Annotated in this window: 17 protein-coding genes; 9 read left to right on the top strand and 8 right to left on the bottom strand. The window is 69.1% G+C overall.

Features of this window, described 5'->3' with window-relative positions; all coding sequences use genetic code 11:
* Positions 1-230: 230 nt before the first annotated feature.
* From J2X41_RS19510 to J2X41_RS19500, 3 genes are read right to left on the bottom strand one after another with little or no spacing between them, the layout of a single operon-like run.
* Entirely contained in the window at positions 231-896 is a 666-nt protein-coding gene (locus tag J2X41_RS19510; RefSeq protein ID WP_310084597.1) for a DUF1190 domain-containing protein, read from the bottom strand.
* Positions 897-904: 8 nt separating this feature from the next.
* Positions 905-1,318 (bottom strand): DUF350 domain-containing protein, encoded by a 414-nt coding sequence (locus J2X41_RS19505; protein WP_310084593.1) that lies wholly within the window; start codon positions 1,316-1,318, stop codon positions 905-907.
* A 19-nt stretch (positions 1,319-1,337) separates the two neighbouring features.
* The gene (locus tag J2X41_RS19500) at positions 1,338-1,991 is read right to left on the bottom strand and encodes a DUF2491 family protein (protein ID WP_310084590.1); all 654 of its coding nucleotides are present in this window, start codon (positions 1,989-1,991) and stop codon (positions 1,338-1,340) included.
* Between the two features lie 195 nt (positions 1,992-2,186).
* Between J2X41_RS19500 and J2X41_RS19495 the strand changes: the two genes are divergently transcribed.
* The 8 genes from J2X41_RS19495 (at position 2,187) to J2X41_RS19460 (ending at position 10,628) form a co-directional block, all read left to right on the top strand.
* A complete protein-coding gene (locus tag J2X41_RS19495; protein ID WP_310084588.1) occupies positions 2,187-2,615 on the top strand; it encodes a YjfI family protein in 429 nt (142 codons plus the stop codon).
* Between the two features lie 27 nt (positions 2,616-2,642).
* On the top strand, positions 2,643-3,368 hold the full coding sequence (locus tag J2X41_RS19490; RefSeq protein ID WP_310084586.1) for a PspA/IM30 family protein: 726 nt from the start codon (positions 2,643-2,645) through the stop codon (positions 3,366-3,368).
* 183 nt (positions 3,369-3,551) lie between these two features.
* Entirely contained in the window at positions 3,552-4,721 is a 1,170-nt protein-coding gene (locus tag J2X41_RS19485; RefSeq protein WP_310084582.1) for a glutathionylspermidine synthase family protein, read from the top strand.
* Between the two features lie 996 nt (positions 4,722-5,717).
* Positions 5,718-6,074 carry a YciI family protein gene (locus J2X41_RS19480; RefSeq protein WP_310084581.1) on the top strand — a complete coding sequence of 119 codons (357 nt, stop codon included), beginning with the start codon at positions 5,718-5,720 and terminating at the stop codon, positions 6,072-6,074.
* On the top strand, positions 6,071-7,396 hold the full coding sequence (locus J2X41_RS19475; RefSeq protein ID WP_310084578.1) for an RNA polymerase sigma factor: 1,326 nt from the start codon (positions 6,071-6,073) through the stop codon (positions 7,394-7,396). Before J2X41_RS19480 ends, J2X41_RS19475 begins: the two co-directional genes overlap by 4 nt.
* A 134-nt stretch (positions 7,397-7,530) precedes the next feature.
* Positions 7,531-8,052 carry a flavin reductase family protein gene (locus J2X41_RS19470; RefSeq protein ID WP_057184515.1) on the top strand — a complete coding sequence of 174 codons (522 nt, stop codon included), beginning with the start codon at positions 7,531-7,533 and terminating at the stop codon, positions 8,050-8,052.
* A gap of 75 nt (positions 8,053-8,127) precedes the next feature.
* Positions 8,128-9,624 carry a CoA-acylating methylmalonate-semialdehyde dehydrogenase gene (locus tag J2X41_RS19465; RefSeq protein ID WP_310084573.1) on the top strand — a complete coding sequence of 499 codons (1,497 nt, stop codon included), beginning with the start codon at positions 8,128-8,130 and terminating at the stop codon, positions 9,622-9,624.
* An 11-nt stretch (positions 9,625-9,635) separates the two neighbouring features.
* Complete coding sequence (locus J2X41_RS19460; protein WP_310084572.1) at positions 9,636-10,628, top strand: M15 family metallopeptidase; 993 nt, start codon at positions 9,636-9,638, stop codon at positions 10,626-10,628.
* On the opposite strand, the gene J2X41_RS19455 is transcribed toward J2X41_RS19460, so the two are convergent.
* The 5 genes from J2X41_RS19455 to J2X41_RS19435 all read right to left on the bottom strand — a co-directional run bounded on the left by J2X41_RS19455 (position 10,603) and on the right by J2X41_RS19435 (position 14,419).
* Positions 10,603-11,340, bottom strand: a complete 738-nt coding sequence (locus J2X41_RS19455) for a DUF72 domain-containing protein (protein WP_310084570.1) — start codon at positions 11,338-11,340, stop codon at positions 10,603-10,605. The genes J2X41_RS19460 and J2X41_RS19455 overlap by 26 nt on opposite strands.
* Positions 11,341-11,388: 48 nt before the next feature.
* Positions 11,389-12,117, bottom strand: a complete 729-nt coding sequence (gene nth, locus J2X41_RS19450) for an endonuclease III (RefSeq protein WP_310084568.1) — start codon at positions 12,115-12,117, stop codon at positions 11,389-11,391.
* 87 nt (positions 12,118-12,204) lie between these two features.
* A complete protein-coding gene (locus tag J2X41_RS19445) occupies positions 12,205-12,765 on the bottom strand; it encodes an NUDIX hydrolase (protein WP_310084565.1) in 561 nt (186 codons plus the stop codon).
* Positions 12,762-13,763, bottom strand: coding sequence for an inorganic phosphate transporter (locus J2X41_RS19440; protein WP_310084564.1), 1,002 nt, complete (start codon positions 13,761-13,763; stop codon positions 12,762-12,764). The genes J2X41_RS19445 and J2X41_RS19440 overlap by 4 nt, the downstream gene beginning before the upstream one ends.
* Positions 13,763-14,419, bottom strand: coding sequence for a DUF47 domain-containing protein (locus J2X41_RS19435; RefSeq protein WP_028040345.1), 657 nt, complete (start codon positions 14,417-14,419; stop codon positions 13,763-13,765). Before J2X41_RS19435 ends, J2X41_RS19440 begins: the two co-directional genes overlap by 1 nt.
* A gap of 197 nt (positions 14,420-14,616) precedes the next feature.
* On the opposite strand from J2X41_RS19435, the gene J2X41_RS19430 reads away from it, so the two are divergent.
* Complete coding sequence (locus tag J2X41_RS19430) at positions 14,617-15,081, top strand: 2Fe-2S iron-sulfur cluster-binding protein (RefSeq protein WP_310084561.1); 465 nt, start codon at positions 14,617-14,619, stop codon at positions 15,079-15,081.

Genomic DNA, 15,081 nt, shown 5'->3' with positions numbered 1-15,081 from the left:
GCAACCAGGGTAACTCGCGCGCCCCGTGGGGGTGGGGAGCGGGGCGCGCGGCGGCGGGGCGCCGTCCGAGAAGGATCAAGGCGACCATCCGCGTTGGCAAGCGTACCGTGCGGAAGCCCCCTACGCCCGGTTAGGACGGCCAAATTTACAATGGTTTACAGTCTGGGGTTTACGCGCCGGCCGCCCCGTTCCGCTCGTCCGGGACTGGCCGGGACGAGCGGGATCTGGATCTAGCCGCCGAACCCGCGACCACCGCCGCCGAAGCCGCCGCGCGAGATCACCGCGCTGCGGCTCTGGACGCGGGCCGGGGCGCGCATTTCCGGGGCGTTGAAGCTGTCGGTGCGCACGCGGGTGCGGCCGGTGACATAGTCGCGCGACAGCGGATAGCCCGAGCCGCCGTAATAGGTCCCTTCGCGGTCGCGATACATCGGCGCGCCGTAGTAGCGGCCGCCGCCGCCGCCCAGGTTGTTCAGCGCCTGGCCGACGATGAAGCCGGTCAGCAGCGGGGTGAAGAAGCTGCCGCCGCCGCCGTTGTTGCGCGGCACGCACTGGTCGACGCCGTAGCGCTCCTCGCAACTCTGCTGGTCGCCGAACTTGGGGGCGTTGGCGGCGCTGTCCTTCTGGGCCTGGGCGTAGGCGGTGTCGCACTGCTCGGCGGTCATGTCGCCCGAGCTCTTGCAGTCGGCCAGCGAGGCGTAGGTCTTGGCGTCGACCTCGCTGGAGGCGGCCGGCGGGTCGCCCCACTGGGTGGCCGTGCCGGGATCGTCGCAGGCGCTGACCGAGATCGCCGTGCCGGCCATCAGGCCGGTCAGGGCCAGGCTGCTGGAGCGCAGGCGGCGTTTCGCCCGCGAGGTCTGGGGGCGCGAGGTCTGGGGGATGGAGGTCTGATCGGTCATGGCGCGCCTCAGGCCGTCATGCAGGCGGCGTTGAGCAGGCCCACCGCCAGGGAGATGCTCATCAGATAGAGGCCGGCGGCGATCTCGCCCTTCTCGATCCGGGCGGAGACGTCCTTCATGGCCACCATGCGCACCACGGTGAAGGCGGCGATCTGGATCACGCCCGCCAGGGCCGCCCAGGCGCAGAACTCGACCAGCGATACGGTGTTGCTGAGCGCCGAGGCCAGGGGCAGCACATAGCCGACCAGCGCTCCGCCCAGGGCCAGGGCCGCGGCGACGTTCCCCTCGCGGATCAGCTTGGCCTCGTTATAGGGCGTCACCCACTGGTAGATCAGCTTGAAGACGACGGTGAACAGGCCGGCCACCACGAAGGCCACCACGAAGGCCAGGGCGTTGCCGCCAAATCCGTGCAGATCGCTCATGTCTTTCCCCCTAAAAGGCCTAGGCCCGGAATTCGCCGACGCCCAAGGCGACGCCGACCATGATCTCGAACGACATCTCGCGCTGGCGCGTGTCCTCGTTCTCGTTTTCCTGCTGGATGGCCAGCAGAAGCTCGCGGCCGTCGCCCGGCAAGTCGCGGGAGAACAGCATGCAGGTCTGGAAGATCCGCCGGTCCGGAACGCCGTCACGGTCGTCGTGGACGTCTTCCCAGAAGCTGACCGGTTCCTGGCTCTCGGCCTCGTCACCGAACCAGTCGCGCCGGTACTCCGGCAAGCCCGGGCCGGTGAAGGTGCGCGCCCGCAGCCGCTTGGCCCAGGCCTCCTCGTCGGCCCGGCCGCCCGGATAGGCGCTGTCCCAGGGGATGAAGAGCGTGATGTCGGTGACGCGCTGGCCCTCGCGGTCGTCGGACACCGCCTGGAACATGATGTTGTCGTCGGTATAGAACCGGTGGACGAAGCCGCCCTCGCGCAGCTCGACCAGGCCCTGGGCGGTGATTTCCAGCGTGTCGGTGTCGAGCGCGAACTTCAGGTCGTCGCCCAGGCGTCGCCAGGCCAGGGTGTCCAACCAGACCGTGCGGCCCAGGGTGACGTTGCGGATCGCCGGCAGGGCCGAGGCGGGCGCGGCGTCCTTGCGGCCGAAGAGCTTACCGAACATGAAGCGACCCGATGCGAAACTCCCGTCACATGTACGACGCCAATCCCGGCGACAAAAGAGGGAAGGGGATTACCAACTTGTCATGAGCGCACGTAAGGTTGCGCTCTCGACGACTGGCGTTCGCCGGCCCATCTAGTATGAAACGGCCCCAAGATCGGTTCGCCGCAAGACACGCTCCCGAGGAGACACCGCCCGATGACGACCCCCGCCTGGACTGTTCGCTCGCTGAAGACGGCGCTTTCCGACGGTTTCAGTGACGCCATGACGGCCCGCGTGGTCGAGGGCGCCGACCCGATCCTGCTGGTGACCATGCACGATCACGGCGACCTGGAGATCTTCGTCAGCGTCAGCGACCAGCAGATCGCCGCCTCGGTGCTGCTGTGGCCGGTCGACGAACAGGCCGACCGCCACGCCTTCAACGAGTTCCTGCTCAAGGCCCAGAAGCTGGTGCCGCTGTCGAACTTCGGCATCAGCGCCGTGAACGGCCGCGACTATTACGAGCTGTTCGGCGAGCTGTCGCCCAGCTCGTCCCTGGACGATATCCTGATCGAGCTGCGGGTCCTGGCCGAGAACGCCATCGAGGCCGCGTCCGACCTGCGCTCGTCCTTCACCCCCGCCGCCTAAACACCCGCGCACCTTCGGAGACCCCTCATGTCCATCTGGAACAAGCTGTTCACCCTGGGTCGCGCCGGCGCGCACGAGGCCACCGCGGCCGTCGTCGACGCCAACGCCCTGCGTATTCTCGATCAGGAAATCCGCGACGCCGACACCGCCCAGGGCAAGGCCCGCGACGACATGGCCACGCTGGTGGCTCGCCGCCGCATCCTGGAGAAGGAAGTCGCCGGTTTCCGCGACCAGGTCACCAAGTACGAGGCCTCGGCCCGCGCCGCCGTCCAGAAGGGCGACATGGACCTGGCCCGCCAGGTGGCCCAGCGCATCGCCGACCTCGAGCAGGACATCGCGCTGAAGGAGCCGCAGATCGGCGACATGCGCGCCGCCGAGGACCAGTTGCACCAGGCCGTCACCGCCACCGACCGCCGCATCGAGACCCTGCGTCGCGAGGTCGAGGTCGTGAAGGTCAACGAGAGCGTCCAGAAGGCCCAGGCCGCCGTCTCGGCGCGCGGGGCCGGCGCGGGCGCCTCGCTCGGCTCGGCCGCCGACAGCCTGGCCCGCATCAAGGAACGCCAGATGATCCGCGGCGAACGGATCAAGGCCGCCGGCGAGCTGGAAGATCGCCGCACCGGCGCCGACCTCGACGAAAAGCTGCGCTTGGCCGGCATCCTGCCCGGCCAGTCCAGCGCCGACGACATCCTGGCCCGCTTGGCCCCGGCCCAGCCGCCCCTGCAGATCGAGCAGAAGCCGGACGGCGAGGCGTAGGGTTTCCGGCCCTCAGAGGGTTGTTATCCCGGAAGCGCGTAGCGCTGTCCGGGACCCAGGTGAGCCGCACCGCATCAGCCCAGTCCCCTGGGTCCCGGACAGCCTCTTCGAGGCTTCCGGGAAGACAACCGGATTGGAAGACCTGGTCCTGTCGACCGCAATGCTGAAATGGATCGAAGCCTGATGCGCCGCCTCAAGCTCACCCCGCGTCCCGACTGGCAGGCCAAGGCCGAGGCGGTCGGGTTCGTCTACCACCACACCGAAGGCCAGGCCTATTGGGACGAGGGCGTGGCCTACGCCTTCACCCTGGACCAGGTGGAGCAGGACCTGGAGCCGGCCGCGGCCGAGCTCCACGACCTGTGCCTGGACCTGGTCGACGAGGTCGCCGGCAGTCAGGAGCTGATGGAGCGGCTGGCGATCCCGGCCGAGCACCGCGACTTCGTGGCCGCCTCCTGGCGCGCCAAGTCGCCGTCGCTCTACGGCCGCTTCGACTTCGGCTATGACGGCCAGGCCAAACCCAAGCTCTACGAATACAACGCCGACACCCCGACCAGCGTCTTCGAGGCGGCCACCTTCCAGTGGCTGTGGCTGGAGGAGCTGATCGCCAATGGCACGCTTCCGGCCAATGCCGACCAGTTCAACAGCCTGTTCGAGGCCCTGCGCGACCGGTTCAAGGTCCTGTTCCCCACGGGCGGCTTCGTCCACTTCGCCAGCGACGAGGACGCGGTCGAGGACCGCCAGACCGTGCGCTTCCTCGAGGACCTGGCCCTGCAGGCCGGCGTCGAGCCCAAGTTCGTGGCCATGGACAATATCGGCCTGAACGAGGAGGGCCAGTTCGTCGACCTGGAGGGCTTCGTCCTGCAGGCGGCGTTCAAGCTCTATCCGTGGGAGTTCATGCTGCGCGAGCCCTACGCCGCGCACCTGAACACGGCCCAGGTCCGCTGGATCGAGCCGCCGTGGAAGGCGATCCTGTCCAACAAGGGCGTCCTGCCGCTGCTGTGGGAGCGCCATCGCGGCCACCCCAACCTGCTGGAGGCCTATTTCGAGGGCGACCCGGCGGCCAGCGCGCTGGGCGGGCGGTTTGTGCGCAAGCCGCTGTTCTCGCGCGAAGGGGCCAATGTCGAGGTGGTCGGCGGCCCAGAACACCTTGACGAGCCTGTCCTCGACCAGGGCTACGGCGCGGAAGGCGCGATCGTCCAGGCCTACCATCCGCCGCCCGAGTTCGACGGCAAGCGCCCGGTGGTCGGGGCCTGGATGGTCGGCAACGAACCGGCCGGCATCGGCATCCGCGAGGACGACAGCGTGGTCACCAAGAACCTGGCCCGGTTCGTGCCGCACGTGATCGAGGGATAGCCGCGGGGACGCGCACTCACGGCAAGGCGCCAGCCGGTTTGCAGGGCGTCGGTTGTGAGTGCGTGTCCCCAACGGACCCGCTGAGTCCGGCGCAGAAGTCTCGTGACGCCGTGGATGGCGTTGGGGACATGCACTCACTCTCTTTGCCGTGGATCGATCCGCGACGCCTTGCCGTGAGAGCACGTCCCCGGCTGTGCTCGGCGTTCAGCGGACAAACCCCCACGATTCCAACGCCCTGAACTTTCTCGACCCGATTTGATCCCCACCCTTCCAGACCGCCCTTATCCTGACCTCACCTCGACGCAGGGAAAGGGCGCATGGCCAGCGACCGATGCGGCGGCGGGGGGCGATCGAGCGGGAAGCTCCGTCGGCGGTCCCTTGGGACCAAACCTCGCGTCTCCAGGGCCGGCCGGGCATGGAACACTAAAACGGCGTGGCGCGAGGGCTGGCGGCGCAACAGGCGGGCGGTGACGCGCTCGCGGTCCGGGACCGGGGTTCGTTGACCTGGCCCGCCCGCCGGAGGCTTCAAGGCGGCGAGGCTCCAACAGGGCTCAGCGCCGCGGGCTTCCGGATAACGACCGCGCGGAGCGTTCGGGCTTCGTCGAAACGGTTACTACTTCAAATACTCCGGACGATGTCCGGCGCTCCGCGTCCCTTTCCGATAGCTCAGCGGCCAGCCGCGTGAGGCGGCCAAGCCGTGCTCATCAGATCCTCCCCCTATGGGGGAGGTGTCGGCGAAGCCGACGGAGGGGGGAGTGATCGGCCGATGGCCGGTTCTACGATCTTCGACCCTAAAACTCCCCCCACCGATCGCTGCGCGATCGCCTCCCCCACAGGGGGAGGATCTGGATGAGCCGGTCCGTTGGGGGCAAGCATTCGCCGCACGGTCAAAAATCTTCGCCGCCGCTGTCGATCCATTCGGGACTGGTTCGTCGACTTCAATAGCGAGACAGTCCGGCGGCGACGGCACCCCGGTCGCTTCAGGAGGATTCCCAGATGCGCTACATGTCGATCATCACCCAACCCATTGACGGCCCGACCGAAGCCTCGCCCGCACTGGTCGAGGCCATGCACGCCATGGCCAACCGCGAGATCCAGGCCGGCCGGATGCTGGGCGGCGGGCAGTTGCTGCCGCTGGACCGGGGCGCTCGCGTCACCGTCGACGACGGCAAGCTGACGGTGCTGGACGGCCCGATGGTCGAGGCCAAGGAGGTGATCGGCGGCTACGCGATCTTCGAGTTCGCCAGCAAGGAAGAGGCCATCGCCTCGGCGCGCGAGTTCCTGCAGCTGCACCTGGACCACATCCCCGGCTGGAAGGGCGTGTGCGAGATCCGCGAGATGTTCGGCGATTGAGCCCGCCCGACGCCGAGACCCGTCGCGCCATCCTCGCCGTCTGGCGGGTGGAGCATCCCAGGCTGATCACCAGCTTGGCGAGGATGCTGCGCGACGTGCCCCTGGCCGAGGAACTGACCCAGGACGCCCTGGTGGCCGCGCTGGAAAAGTGGCCGGCCGCCGGCGTGCCCGAGCGTCCCGGCGCCTGGCTGATGGCCACCGCCAAGCGCCGGGCCCTGGACCGCCTGCGGCGTGGCCGCATGCTGGAGCGCAAGCACGGCATGGTCGCCCGCGACCTGGAGACCGAGCAGCAGGCCATGCCCGACTTCGACTCCGTCCTGGACGACGACATCGGCGACGAGATGCTGCGGCTGATCTTTACCGCCTGTCATCCGCTGCTGTCGCGCGAGGCCCGCGCCGCCCTGGCCCTGCGCATGGTCTGCGGCCTGACCACGGGCGAGATCGCCCGCGCCTTCCTGCTGCCCGAGGCCACGGTCGCCCAACGCATCGTGCGGGCCAAGCGGACCCTGTCGGAGTCAGGCCTGACCTATGAGACCCCGCGCGGCGCGGAGCGCTCGGCGCGCCTGGCCTCGGTGCTGGAGGTGGTCTACCTGATCTTCAACGAGGGCTACACCGCCGCCCGGGGCGACGACTGGCAGCGGCCGCAGCTGTGCGGCGAGGCCCTGCGCCTGGGCCGGGTGCTGACCGCCATCGCCCCGGACGAGCCTGAAGCCCATGGCCTGCTGGCCCTGATGGAGCTGAACGCCTCGCGCACGGCGGCCCGCACCGACGCAGAGGGTGAGCCGGTGCTGATGCTCGACCAGGATCGCGGCCTCTGGGACCTGCTGCAGATCCGGCGCGGGCTGAAGGCCCTGAAGCGGGCGCGGGACCTGGGCGGGGCCGGCGGCTTCTACGCCCTGCAGGCGGCGATCGTCGCCTGTCACGCCCAGGCGCGGACCGCCGCCGACACCGACTGGCCGCGCATCGCCGCCCTCTATGCCGAGCTGGCCGTGGTCGCGCCCTCGCCGGTGGTCCAGTTGAACCGCGCCGTGGCGGTGGGCATGGCGGAAGGTCCGGCGGCCGGGCTGGCGATCGTCGAGGCCCTGGCCGAGGCGCCGGCGCTGAAGGCCTATCACCTGCTGCCCAGCGTCCGCGGCGACCTGCTGTTCAAGCTGGGCCGCTTCGAGGAAGCCCGCGTGGCGTTCGAGGCCGCCGCCGCCCTGGCCGGCAACCGGCGGGAGGAAGCGCTGCTGCGGCGACGGGCGGCGGAGGCGGGGCGTCCAGGTCCTCCCCCTGTGGGGGAGGTGTCGGCGAAGCCGACGGAGGGGGGAGCGGTAGGATAGTCCAGCAATCCGGATCAACCGTCCGAGCACTCCCCCCACCGGCCTTCGGCCACCTCCCCCACAGGGGGAGGACCTGTCGCTGGCGGAGCGGCCGACCCTTGCCCGTCACGCCGGTTTGCATCACTGGTGAGCGGATGAGTCAGCCGGTCACGATCGAACTGGGCGAGGGCGGCGCGCATGACGCCCGGGCGCTGCGCCACGCCTTCGGATGCTTCACCACCGGGGTGACGGTGATCACCACGGTGTGCGAGGACGGCCGCCGCGTCGGGCTGACGGCCAACTCGTTCACCTCGGTGTCGCTGGATCCGCCCCTAGCCCTGGTCTGCGTCGATCTCAACTCGCGCAGCCTGCCGATCCTGGACGCCGCCCAGCGGTTCACGGTCAACGTGCTGCACGCCGACCAGCAACTGATGGCCCGCCAGTTCGTGCAGAAGGACGGCGACCGGTTCGCGGGCATCGACACCGAGACCTGGGGCACCGGTGCGCCGATCCTGCCCGACTGCATGGCCAATTTCGAATGCGTGACCCACCAGGTCTTCGACGCCGGCGACCACCGGGTCTATGTCGGCCGGGTGGTCAAGCTGCGCTACGACCCGGACCACGAGCCGCTGGTCTATCTGCAGGGCCGGTTCCGGCGGGTGCACGTAGAGGAGTAGGCGGTACGAATTTGCGCGATACGGCCCGGTATTCGGATGCTATTGACGCGCAAAACAAGATCCAGGGAGCGTATCATGCGGACCATCAGCCATTTCGTGAACGGACAGACCCTGGAGGGAACCTCCGGCCGCTTCGGCGATGTGTTCAATCCGAACACCGGCGAGGTCCAGGCCCGCGTGGCCCTGGCGACCGACGCCGAGCTGGACGCCGCCGTCCAGGCCGCCGCCAAGGCCCAGCTCGGCTGGGCGGCGACCAATCCCCAGCGCCGCGCCCGGGTGATGTTCGAGTTCAAGCGCCTGATCGAGCGCGACATGAACGCCCTGGCCGAGATCCTGTCGTCCGAGCACGGCAAGGTGATCGCCGATAGCAAGGGCGACATCCAGCGCGGCCTGGAAGTCATCGAGTTCGCCTGCGGCATCCCCCACGTCCTGAAGGGCGAATACACCGAGGGCGCGGGCCCCGGTATCGACGTCTATTCGATGCGCCAGCCGCTGGGCGTCTGCGCGGGCATCACGCCGTTCAACTTCCCGGCCATGATCCCGATGTGGATGTTCGGCATCGCCGTAGCCGTGGGCAACAGCTTCATCCTCAAGCCGTCGGAGAAGGATCCGACCGTGCCGGTCAAGCTGGCCGAGCTGATGATGGAGGCCGGCGCGCCCCCCGGGGTGCTGAACGTGGTGCACGGCGACAAGACCGCCGTCGACGCCATCCTGACCCACCCGCTGATCCGTGCGGTCAGCTTCGTTGGCAGTTCCGACATCGCCCATTACGTCTACCAGACCGGCACGGCGCACGGCAAACGCATCCAGGCCATGGGCGGGGCCAAGAACCATGGCGTCGTCCTGCCCGACGCCGACCTCGACCAGGTGGTCAAGGACCTGTCGGGGGCGGCCTTCGGCTCGGCCGGCGAGCGCTGCATGGCCCTGCCGGTGGTCGTTCCGGTCGGCAAGAAGACCGGTGACGAACTGCGCGAGCGGATGGTCGCCGAGATCGAGACCCTGAAGGTCGGCATCTCCACCGATCTCGCCGCCCACTACGGACCAGTGGTCAGCGCGGCGCACCGGGCCAAGATCGCCGACTACATCCAGCTGGGCGTCGACGAGGGCGCGGAGCTGGTGGTCGACGGCCGCGACTTTTCCCTGCAGGGCTTCGAAGAGGGCTTCTTCATCGGCCCCTCGCTGTTCGACGGCGTCAAGAAAGGCATGCGGACCTACCAGGAGGAGATCTTCGGCCCCGTGCTGCAGATCGTCCGCGCCGAGAGCTTCGAGGAGGCCCTGGCCCTGCCGTCCGAGCACCAGTACGGCAACGGCGTGGCGATCTTCACCCGCAACGGCCGGGCGGCGCGCGAATTCGCCAGCAGGGTCAATGTCGGCATGGTGGGGATCAACGTGCCGATCCCGGTGCCGGTGGCCTACCACACCTTCGGCGGCTGGAAGCGCAGCGCGTTCGGCGACACCAACCAGCACGGCGTCGAGGGCGTGAAGTTCTACACCAAGGTCAAGACCATCACGGCGCGGTGGCCGGAGGGCGACCACGAGGGCGACGCCTTCGTCATCCCGACGATGAAGTAGGACGACACGGCATGGGGACGATGCGAAAACTGGCCGGAGCTTTCACCGTTGTCGCCCCCTTGCTGATGGGACTTGTCCTGAGCACCACCGCCTTCGCCCAGCCCTTGGACGCCGCCGAGATGGCGGCGGTCGGCCAGTACGGCCAGCGCGCCGCGCCGCTGACGGTGTTCGAGCGGGCCGGGGTGCTGCGGGTCGACGGCCAGGGCCGTCAGGACGCCAGGCTGACGCCGCTGGGCCGCGGCCGCTACCGGATCGAGGGCGGCGGCGAGCTGGTGCTGGAGCCGGTCGCCGTGCGCCTGGACGGGATCCGCCTGCCGCGCCACGACTTCGGGGCGGAGGTCGAGGCGGGCATCCGAGCGGCGGTCCGCGCCGATCCCGCCGCCCTGCGGGCCAGGGCCCTGGCCGCCAAGCCGCCGGTCGAGACCGCCGAGCACCGGCCCGCCGACCTGGTCGACCTGTCGACCCTGGACCCGACGATCCGCCTCGACATCCGCTACGCCGGTGCGGACAACTTCATGGGCCTGCCGCTGTACGAGCGGGCGGCGGCCTATCTGCAGCGCCCCGCCGCCCTGGCCCTGGCCCGGGCCGCCCAGGCGCTGAAGGCCAAGGGTTACGGCCTGTTGATCCACGACGCCTACCGGCCCTGGTTCGTGACCTGGATGTTCTGGGAGGCGACGCCGCCCGAGGACCACATGTTCGTGGCCGATCCGGCCCAGGGCTCGCGCCACAACCGCGGCTGCGCCGTCGACCTGACGCTCTATGACCTGAAGACCAGCAAGCCGGTCGAGATGCCCAGCCGCTACGACGAGATGTCGGGCCGCTCCTACGCCGACTTCATCGGCGGCACGACCCGGCAGCGGGCGATGCGCGCGACGCTGCGCGAGGCCATGGTCGCCCAGGGATTCGAGGTCTATCCCGAGGAATGGTGGCACTTCGACTACAAGGACTGGCGCCACTACGGCATCGGGACGCGGACCTTCAGCGAACTGGCGGCGGAGCGGTGAGGGCCATCAGCCTCAGGGCGTCGGTGGTCGCCGCGCCGAACTGGGTGTTGTCGAACACGCACCAGCTTTCGATGCTCCGGGTCTCGCTGGCGACCTGCTCGGCCAGGGGCTCGAGCCGACCGTCGTCATACGGTGTCGCGTACATGGCGGGCGAGCCGTGCAGGCGGCGATAAGCCAGTGTGCTCCAGCCGCCGGGCTGGGCGGCGGCGGGGACCACGGCGGGATCGGCGGCGACCCGCGCGATCTCGAAGGTTTGCAACAGCGCCTGCGCTGGCGCTTCGAACCAGGTGGCATGGCGCGGCTCCAGCACCGTCGCGGCGCGGGTCGCCTGGCGCCAGCGCCGGAGGAAATGCTCCACGGTCCCTGCGTCGAACGCCAGACTCGGCGGCAGCTGGATCAGCAGCGGGCCGAGCTTGTCGCCCAGCCCACCGCACTCCTCCAGGAACCGGGCCAGCGGCTCGCCGCAATCGACCAGCCGCCGCGCGTGGGTGATCGTCCGGGGGACCTTGACCGCGAAGCGGAACCCGGCCGGGGTCAAGCCGGCCCAGCGCTCGTAGGTCTTGCGCTGGTGGGGGCGGTAGAAGGACGAGTTGATCTCGACGCTGTTGAACACCGCGGCGTAGCGCTCCAGGCCGGAACCTTCGGCGGGAAAGACGTCGAGCGTTCGCGGAAAGCTCCAGCCGGCCGTGCCGATGCGGATGTCGTGAGCCATGCGGAGGGAGCGTGCGGGGACGCAAGCGGTTCACCGCGCCCGCCGGCCTTAGGCGCGCGGTCGCCAGGCCAGGATGTCGGCGCTGCGTTCCACCCCGACCCGGGAACAGGTCGCCTTCAGCGAACACGCCCCGCAGCGCGGCGCGTGGTGCGAGCACAGCAGCTGGCCCAGCCCCTTCATCAGCCAGTGCAGCTCGTAGAGATCCTCGGCCGTCCAGCTGTCGGGGACCAGGTCCATCAGCGCCCGGTAGGCGTGGGCGGTGTCGTAGCTGGCGGGGATCAGCCCATAGCGGCCGGCCACGCGATGCACATGGGTGTCGACCACCAGGGCCCGCATGTTCAGCGGACTGAAGTTCAGCACCGAGGCGGCGACCTTGACCCCGACGCCGGGCAGGCCCTGCAGCCACCAGCGGGCGCTGTCCAGCTCCAGTTCGGCCAGGTGGTCCAGCGACAGTTTCCAGCCGCTGCGCACCTGGATCAGCCGCAGGGCGTGGGGCAGGTGGCGGGCCTTCTCCTCGGGATAGGTGACGTCCTTGATCAGCTCCTGGACCTCGGCGTCCGGCGTTTCGACCAGTTCCTCCCAGGTGGCGAAGCGGTCCTTCAGGCGGTGATAGACCGCCCAGGAGACCGCGTCCTTGGTCCGGCCGCTGATCGACGACTTGACCAGCTGCGACACCGGATCCAGCCGCTTGGTCGGCCGTTGCGGTCCGAAGGTCTTGAGCAGGCCGTCGCGCAGGGCTTCGAGCGGCGAGGTCGAAAGGTCGAGGGACAGCTGCATGGCGATTCTCGCTTCGGAACGTAACGAGAACATAGTGAACGCAAAGCGGCTTGTCGAGTTATCCCCAGCCTGTTGAAAGGCGTCGGCCTAGCGTCGGCCCCACAGCGCGGTGACCCGCCGGCGCAGGCGATCGAAGGCCACTCGGACCGGCGTCGGCGCCAGGGTCGGGGCCGGGCGCTCCTCGGCCGGCAGCTCGACCTGGGCGAAGCGGGCGATCATGTCGCGCAGCTCGGGCTCCTGCACCGCCAGCGCCGCCTCGACCGGCGACATCCACCGGAGGGTCCGCTGGCCCTTCTCGGGCCAGGCGGCGTGCTCGCCCGTGACTTCCATCGGATAGACGTCGACCGTCACCGGACGCGCCGTGCCGCTCTTGAGCCGCTTCAGATAGGGATAGTCGCCGATCGGGGTCTCGACGATGCGGCCGTCCAGCCCGGCTTCCTCATAGGCTTCTTGGGCGGCCGCCTGGTGGTCGAGCTTGCCCTTCATCGGCCAGCCCTTGGGGATCACCCAGCGGCGGGTCTCGCGGGACGAGACCAGCAGGATCTGCAGGCCCGCGACCGGGTCGGCGCGCCAGGGCAGGGCGGCGACCTGGCGGCGCCGTGTTCCGGACTTGCGTCCCGCCTGCTTGCCGCCCGCCGTGTCGCTCACTTCATCCAGAACCCGAGATAGTAGAACGCCGCCGCGACGAGGCCGGCCGCGGGCAGGGTGACGATCCAGGCCGTCACGATGCTCTTGGCCACGCCCCAGCGGACGGCTGAAACCCGACGCGACGCGCCGACGCCGACAATAGCGCCCGTGATCGTGTGAGTCGTCGAGACCGGAACGCCGATATGGGTCGCCAGGAACAACGTAATCGCGCCGCCGGTCTCGGCGCAGAAGCCCTGCATCGGCGTCAGGCGGGTGATCTTGCTGCCCATGGTGTGCACAATGCGCCAACCGCCAAAGAGGGTGCCGAGCGCCATAGCGGTCTGGCACGACAGCACCACCCACAACGGGATCGTGCCGGGGGCGTGGGTGGCGCCGTGGGCGAACAGCAGGGCGGCGATGATGCCCATGGTCTTCTGGGCGTCGTTGCCGCCGTGGCCCAGGGAATAGGCCGCCGCCGAAACGAACTGCAGCTTGCGGAACACCCGGTCGGCGAAGAAGGGCGAGCTTTTCAGGAAGGTCCAAGAGACGATCAGCACCAGCAGCAGCGCCAGGACGAAGCCCATCAACGGCGAGACCACGATGCCGGCCGCGGTCTTGCCCAGTCCCGCCCACTGCACCGCGTCGAAGCTGCCGACCCGCGCGACCGAGGCTCCGACCAGGCCGCCGATCAGGGCGTGCGAGCTGGACGAGGGGATGCCGGCCCACCAGGTAATCAGGTTCCAGCTGATCGCGCCCATCAGGGCGGCGAAGATCAGGCGGTCGCTGATGATGTGCGGGTCGATGATGCCCGCGCCGACCATCTTGGCGACGCTGGTGCCGAAGAAGATGAAGGCGATGAAGTTGAAGAATGCCGCCCACAGCACCGCCCACTTGGCCGACAGCACGCGCGTCGAGACGATGGTGGCGATCGAGTTGGCGGCGTCGTGCAGGCCGTTCAGGAAGTCGAAGCCCAGGGCCACGACCACCAGCACGACCAGGATCAGGAAGGTCGGATCCACTAGACCTGCTCGACCACGATGCCGCTGATGCGGTTGGCGACGTCCTCGAAGCGATCGACGACCTTTTCCAGGTGGCTGTAGATGTCGACCCCGACGATGAAGGTCATCGGGTCGCCGGAGGAGCCCGTCGCGCGGTTGGCCAGGAACAGCGCCTTGCGGCCCTGGTCGTACATCAGGTCGGCCTGTTCCTCGATCTGGGTGACGCGGACGGCCAGTTCGGTCAGGCGCTGGGCGTTCTTGCGCATGTCGGGCAGCAGGGCCACGGCCTCGACCGTCAGTTCGGCGGCCTGGACGATGATCGCGGCCATCTCGCGCATCTGGGGTTCGAAGGTCTTGACCTCGAACAGGCTGACGACCTTGGCGGTCTTGCGCATCTGGTCGATGGCGTCGTCGAGCGAGGTGGTCAGGTCCTGGATGTCGCTGCGGTCGAACGGGGTGATGAAGCTGCGGCGGATCGCGCCCATCACCTGGCGAGTGATCTCGTCGGCCTCCTCCTCGTGCTGGTAGACCCGGGCGCTGGCGGCCTCGACGCCTTCGCCGCCCTCCATCAGGTCCCGCAACGCCTTGGCGCCCAGCACCAGGGTGGCGGCATGCTGCGCGAACAGCTCGAAGAAGCGGTCTTCCTTGGGCATGACGGCCCGGAACAAGCCCAGCATGGTCGCTTCATCCTCTGTTCGAAGCGTGGAGATCTTTCAGGCGATCCTGGTACCGAACGACGCCCGACGGGGCGGAGCGGAACCACGGAAGGCGACCGCGTTCAAGCCTTGAGTGACGGATTTATGACAACCACACCCTCTGGTCGTCGTTCCCGGCCTTTGGCACTGTGTCGCCGCGTCAGTTCGGGAGCAGCGGCATGTCGACCAGTCTCAAGGTGAATGGCCAGGTCCACACGGTGGAAGCCGAGCCGGATACGCCCCTGCTGTGGGTGCTGCGCGACGAGTTGGGTCTGGTCGGGACCAAGTACGGCTGCGGGATCGCCCAGTGCGGCGCGTGCACCGTCCATATCGACGGCGTGGCCATGCGGTCCTGCGTCACCTCGCTGGCCCGGGTGGGCGGCAAGGCGGTGACGACCATCGAGGGTGTCGGCGCCAATCCCGTCGGGGCCAAGGTGCAGGCGGCGTGGAAGGCGATCGACGTGCCGCAATGCGGCTACTGCCAGGCCGGCCAAATCATGTCGGCCACGGCCCTGCTGGCCGCCGCGCCCAAGCCCACCGACGACGAGATCGACACGGCGATGAACGGCAATCTCTGCCGCTGCGCCACCTACATCCGCATCCGCAAGGCCATCAAGGCGGCGTCCGGCCAGGTGGAGGCGTGA

Origin of the sequence: Caulobacter sp. BE254, from assembly GCF_031457295.1 — a bacterium.
GTDB lineage: Bacteria > Pseudomonadota > Alphaproteobacteria > Caulobacterales > Caulobacteraceae > Caulobacter.
The sequence above is the reverse complement of the archived record's forward strand: the minus strand, read 5'-3'. Positions and strand labels throughout refer to the sequence as shown.

What these genes read in the sequence shown, in the direction of transcription:
- nth (WP_310084568.1), bottom strand. Translation starts at nt 12,117, where the DNA reads ATGCAGCTGTCCCTCGACCTTTCGACCTCGCCGCTCGAAGCCCTGCGC.
- J2X41_RS19505 (WP_310084593.1), bottom strand. Translation starts at nt 1,318, where the DNA reads ATGAGCGATCTGCACGGATTTGGCGGCAACGCCCTGGCCTTCGTGGTG.
- J2X41_RS19460 (WP_310084572.1), top strand. Translation starts at nt 9,636, where the DNA reads ATGGGGACGATGCGAAAACTGGCCGGAGCTTTCACCGTTGTCGCCCCC.
- J2X41_RS19455 (WP_310084570.1), bottom strand. Translation starts at nt 11,340, where the DNA reads ATGGCTCACGACATCCGCATCGGCACGGCCGGCTGGAGCTTTCCGCGA.
- J2X41_RS19490 (WP_310084586.1), top strand. Translation starts at nt 2,643, where the DNA reads ATGTCCATCTGGAACAAGCTGTTCACCCTGGGTCGCGCCGGCGCGCAC.
- J2X41_RS19480 (WP_310084581.1), top strand. Translation starts at nt 5,718, where the DNA reads ATGCGCTACATGTCGATCATCACCCAACCCATTGACGGCCCGACCGAA.
- J2X41_RS19500 (WP_310084590.1), bottom strand. Translation starts at nt 1,991, where the DNA reads ATGTTCGGTAAGCTCTTCGGCCGCAAGGACGCCGCGCCCGCCTCGGCC.
- J2X41_RS19430 (WP_310084561.1), top strand. Translation starts at nt 14,617, where the DNA reads ATGTCGACCAGTCTCAAGGTGAATGGCCAGGTCCACACGGTGGAAGCC.
- J2X41_RS19465 (WP_310084573.1), top strand. Translation starts at nt 8,128, where the DNA reads ATGCGGACCATCAGCCATTTCGTGAACGGACAGACCCTGGAGGGAACC.
- J2X41_RS19510 (WP_310084597.1), bottom strand. Translation starts at nt 896, where the DNA reads ATGACCGATCAGACCTCCATCCCCCAGACCTCGCGCCCCCAGACCTCG.
- J2X41_RS19435 (WP_028040345.1), bottom strand. Translation starts at nt 14,419, where the DNA reads ATGCTGGGCTTGTTCCGGGCCGTCATGCCCAAGGAAGACCGCTTCTTC.
- J2X41_RS19485 (WP_310084582.1), top strand. Translation starts at nt 3,552, where the DNA reads ATGCGCCGCCTCAAGCTCACCCCGCGTCCCGACTGGCAGGCCAAGGCC.
- J2X41_RS19470 (WP_057184515.1), top strand. Translation starts at nt 7,531, where the DNA reads ATGAGTCAGCCGGTCACGATCGAACTGGGCGAGGGCGGCGCGCATGAC.
- J2X41_RS19495 (WP_310084588.1), top strand. Translation starts at nt 2,187, where the DNA reads ATGACGACCCCCGCCTGGACTGTTCGCTCGCTGAAGACGGCGCTTTCC.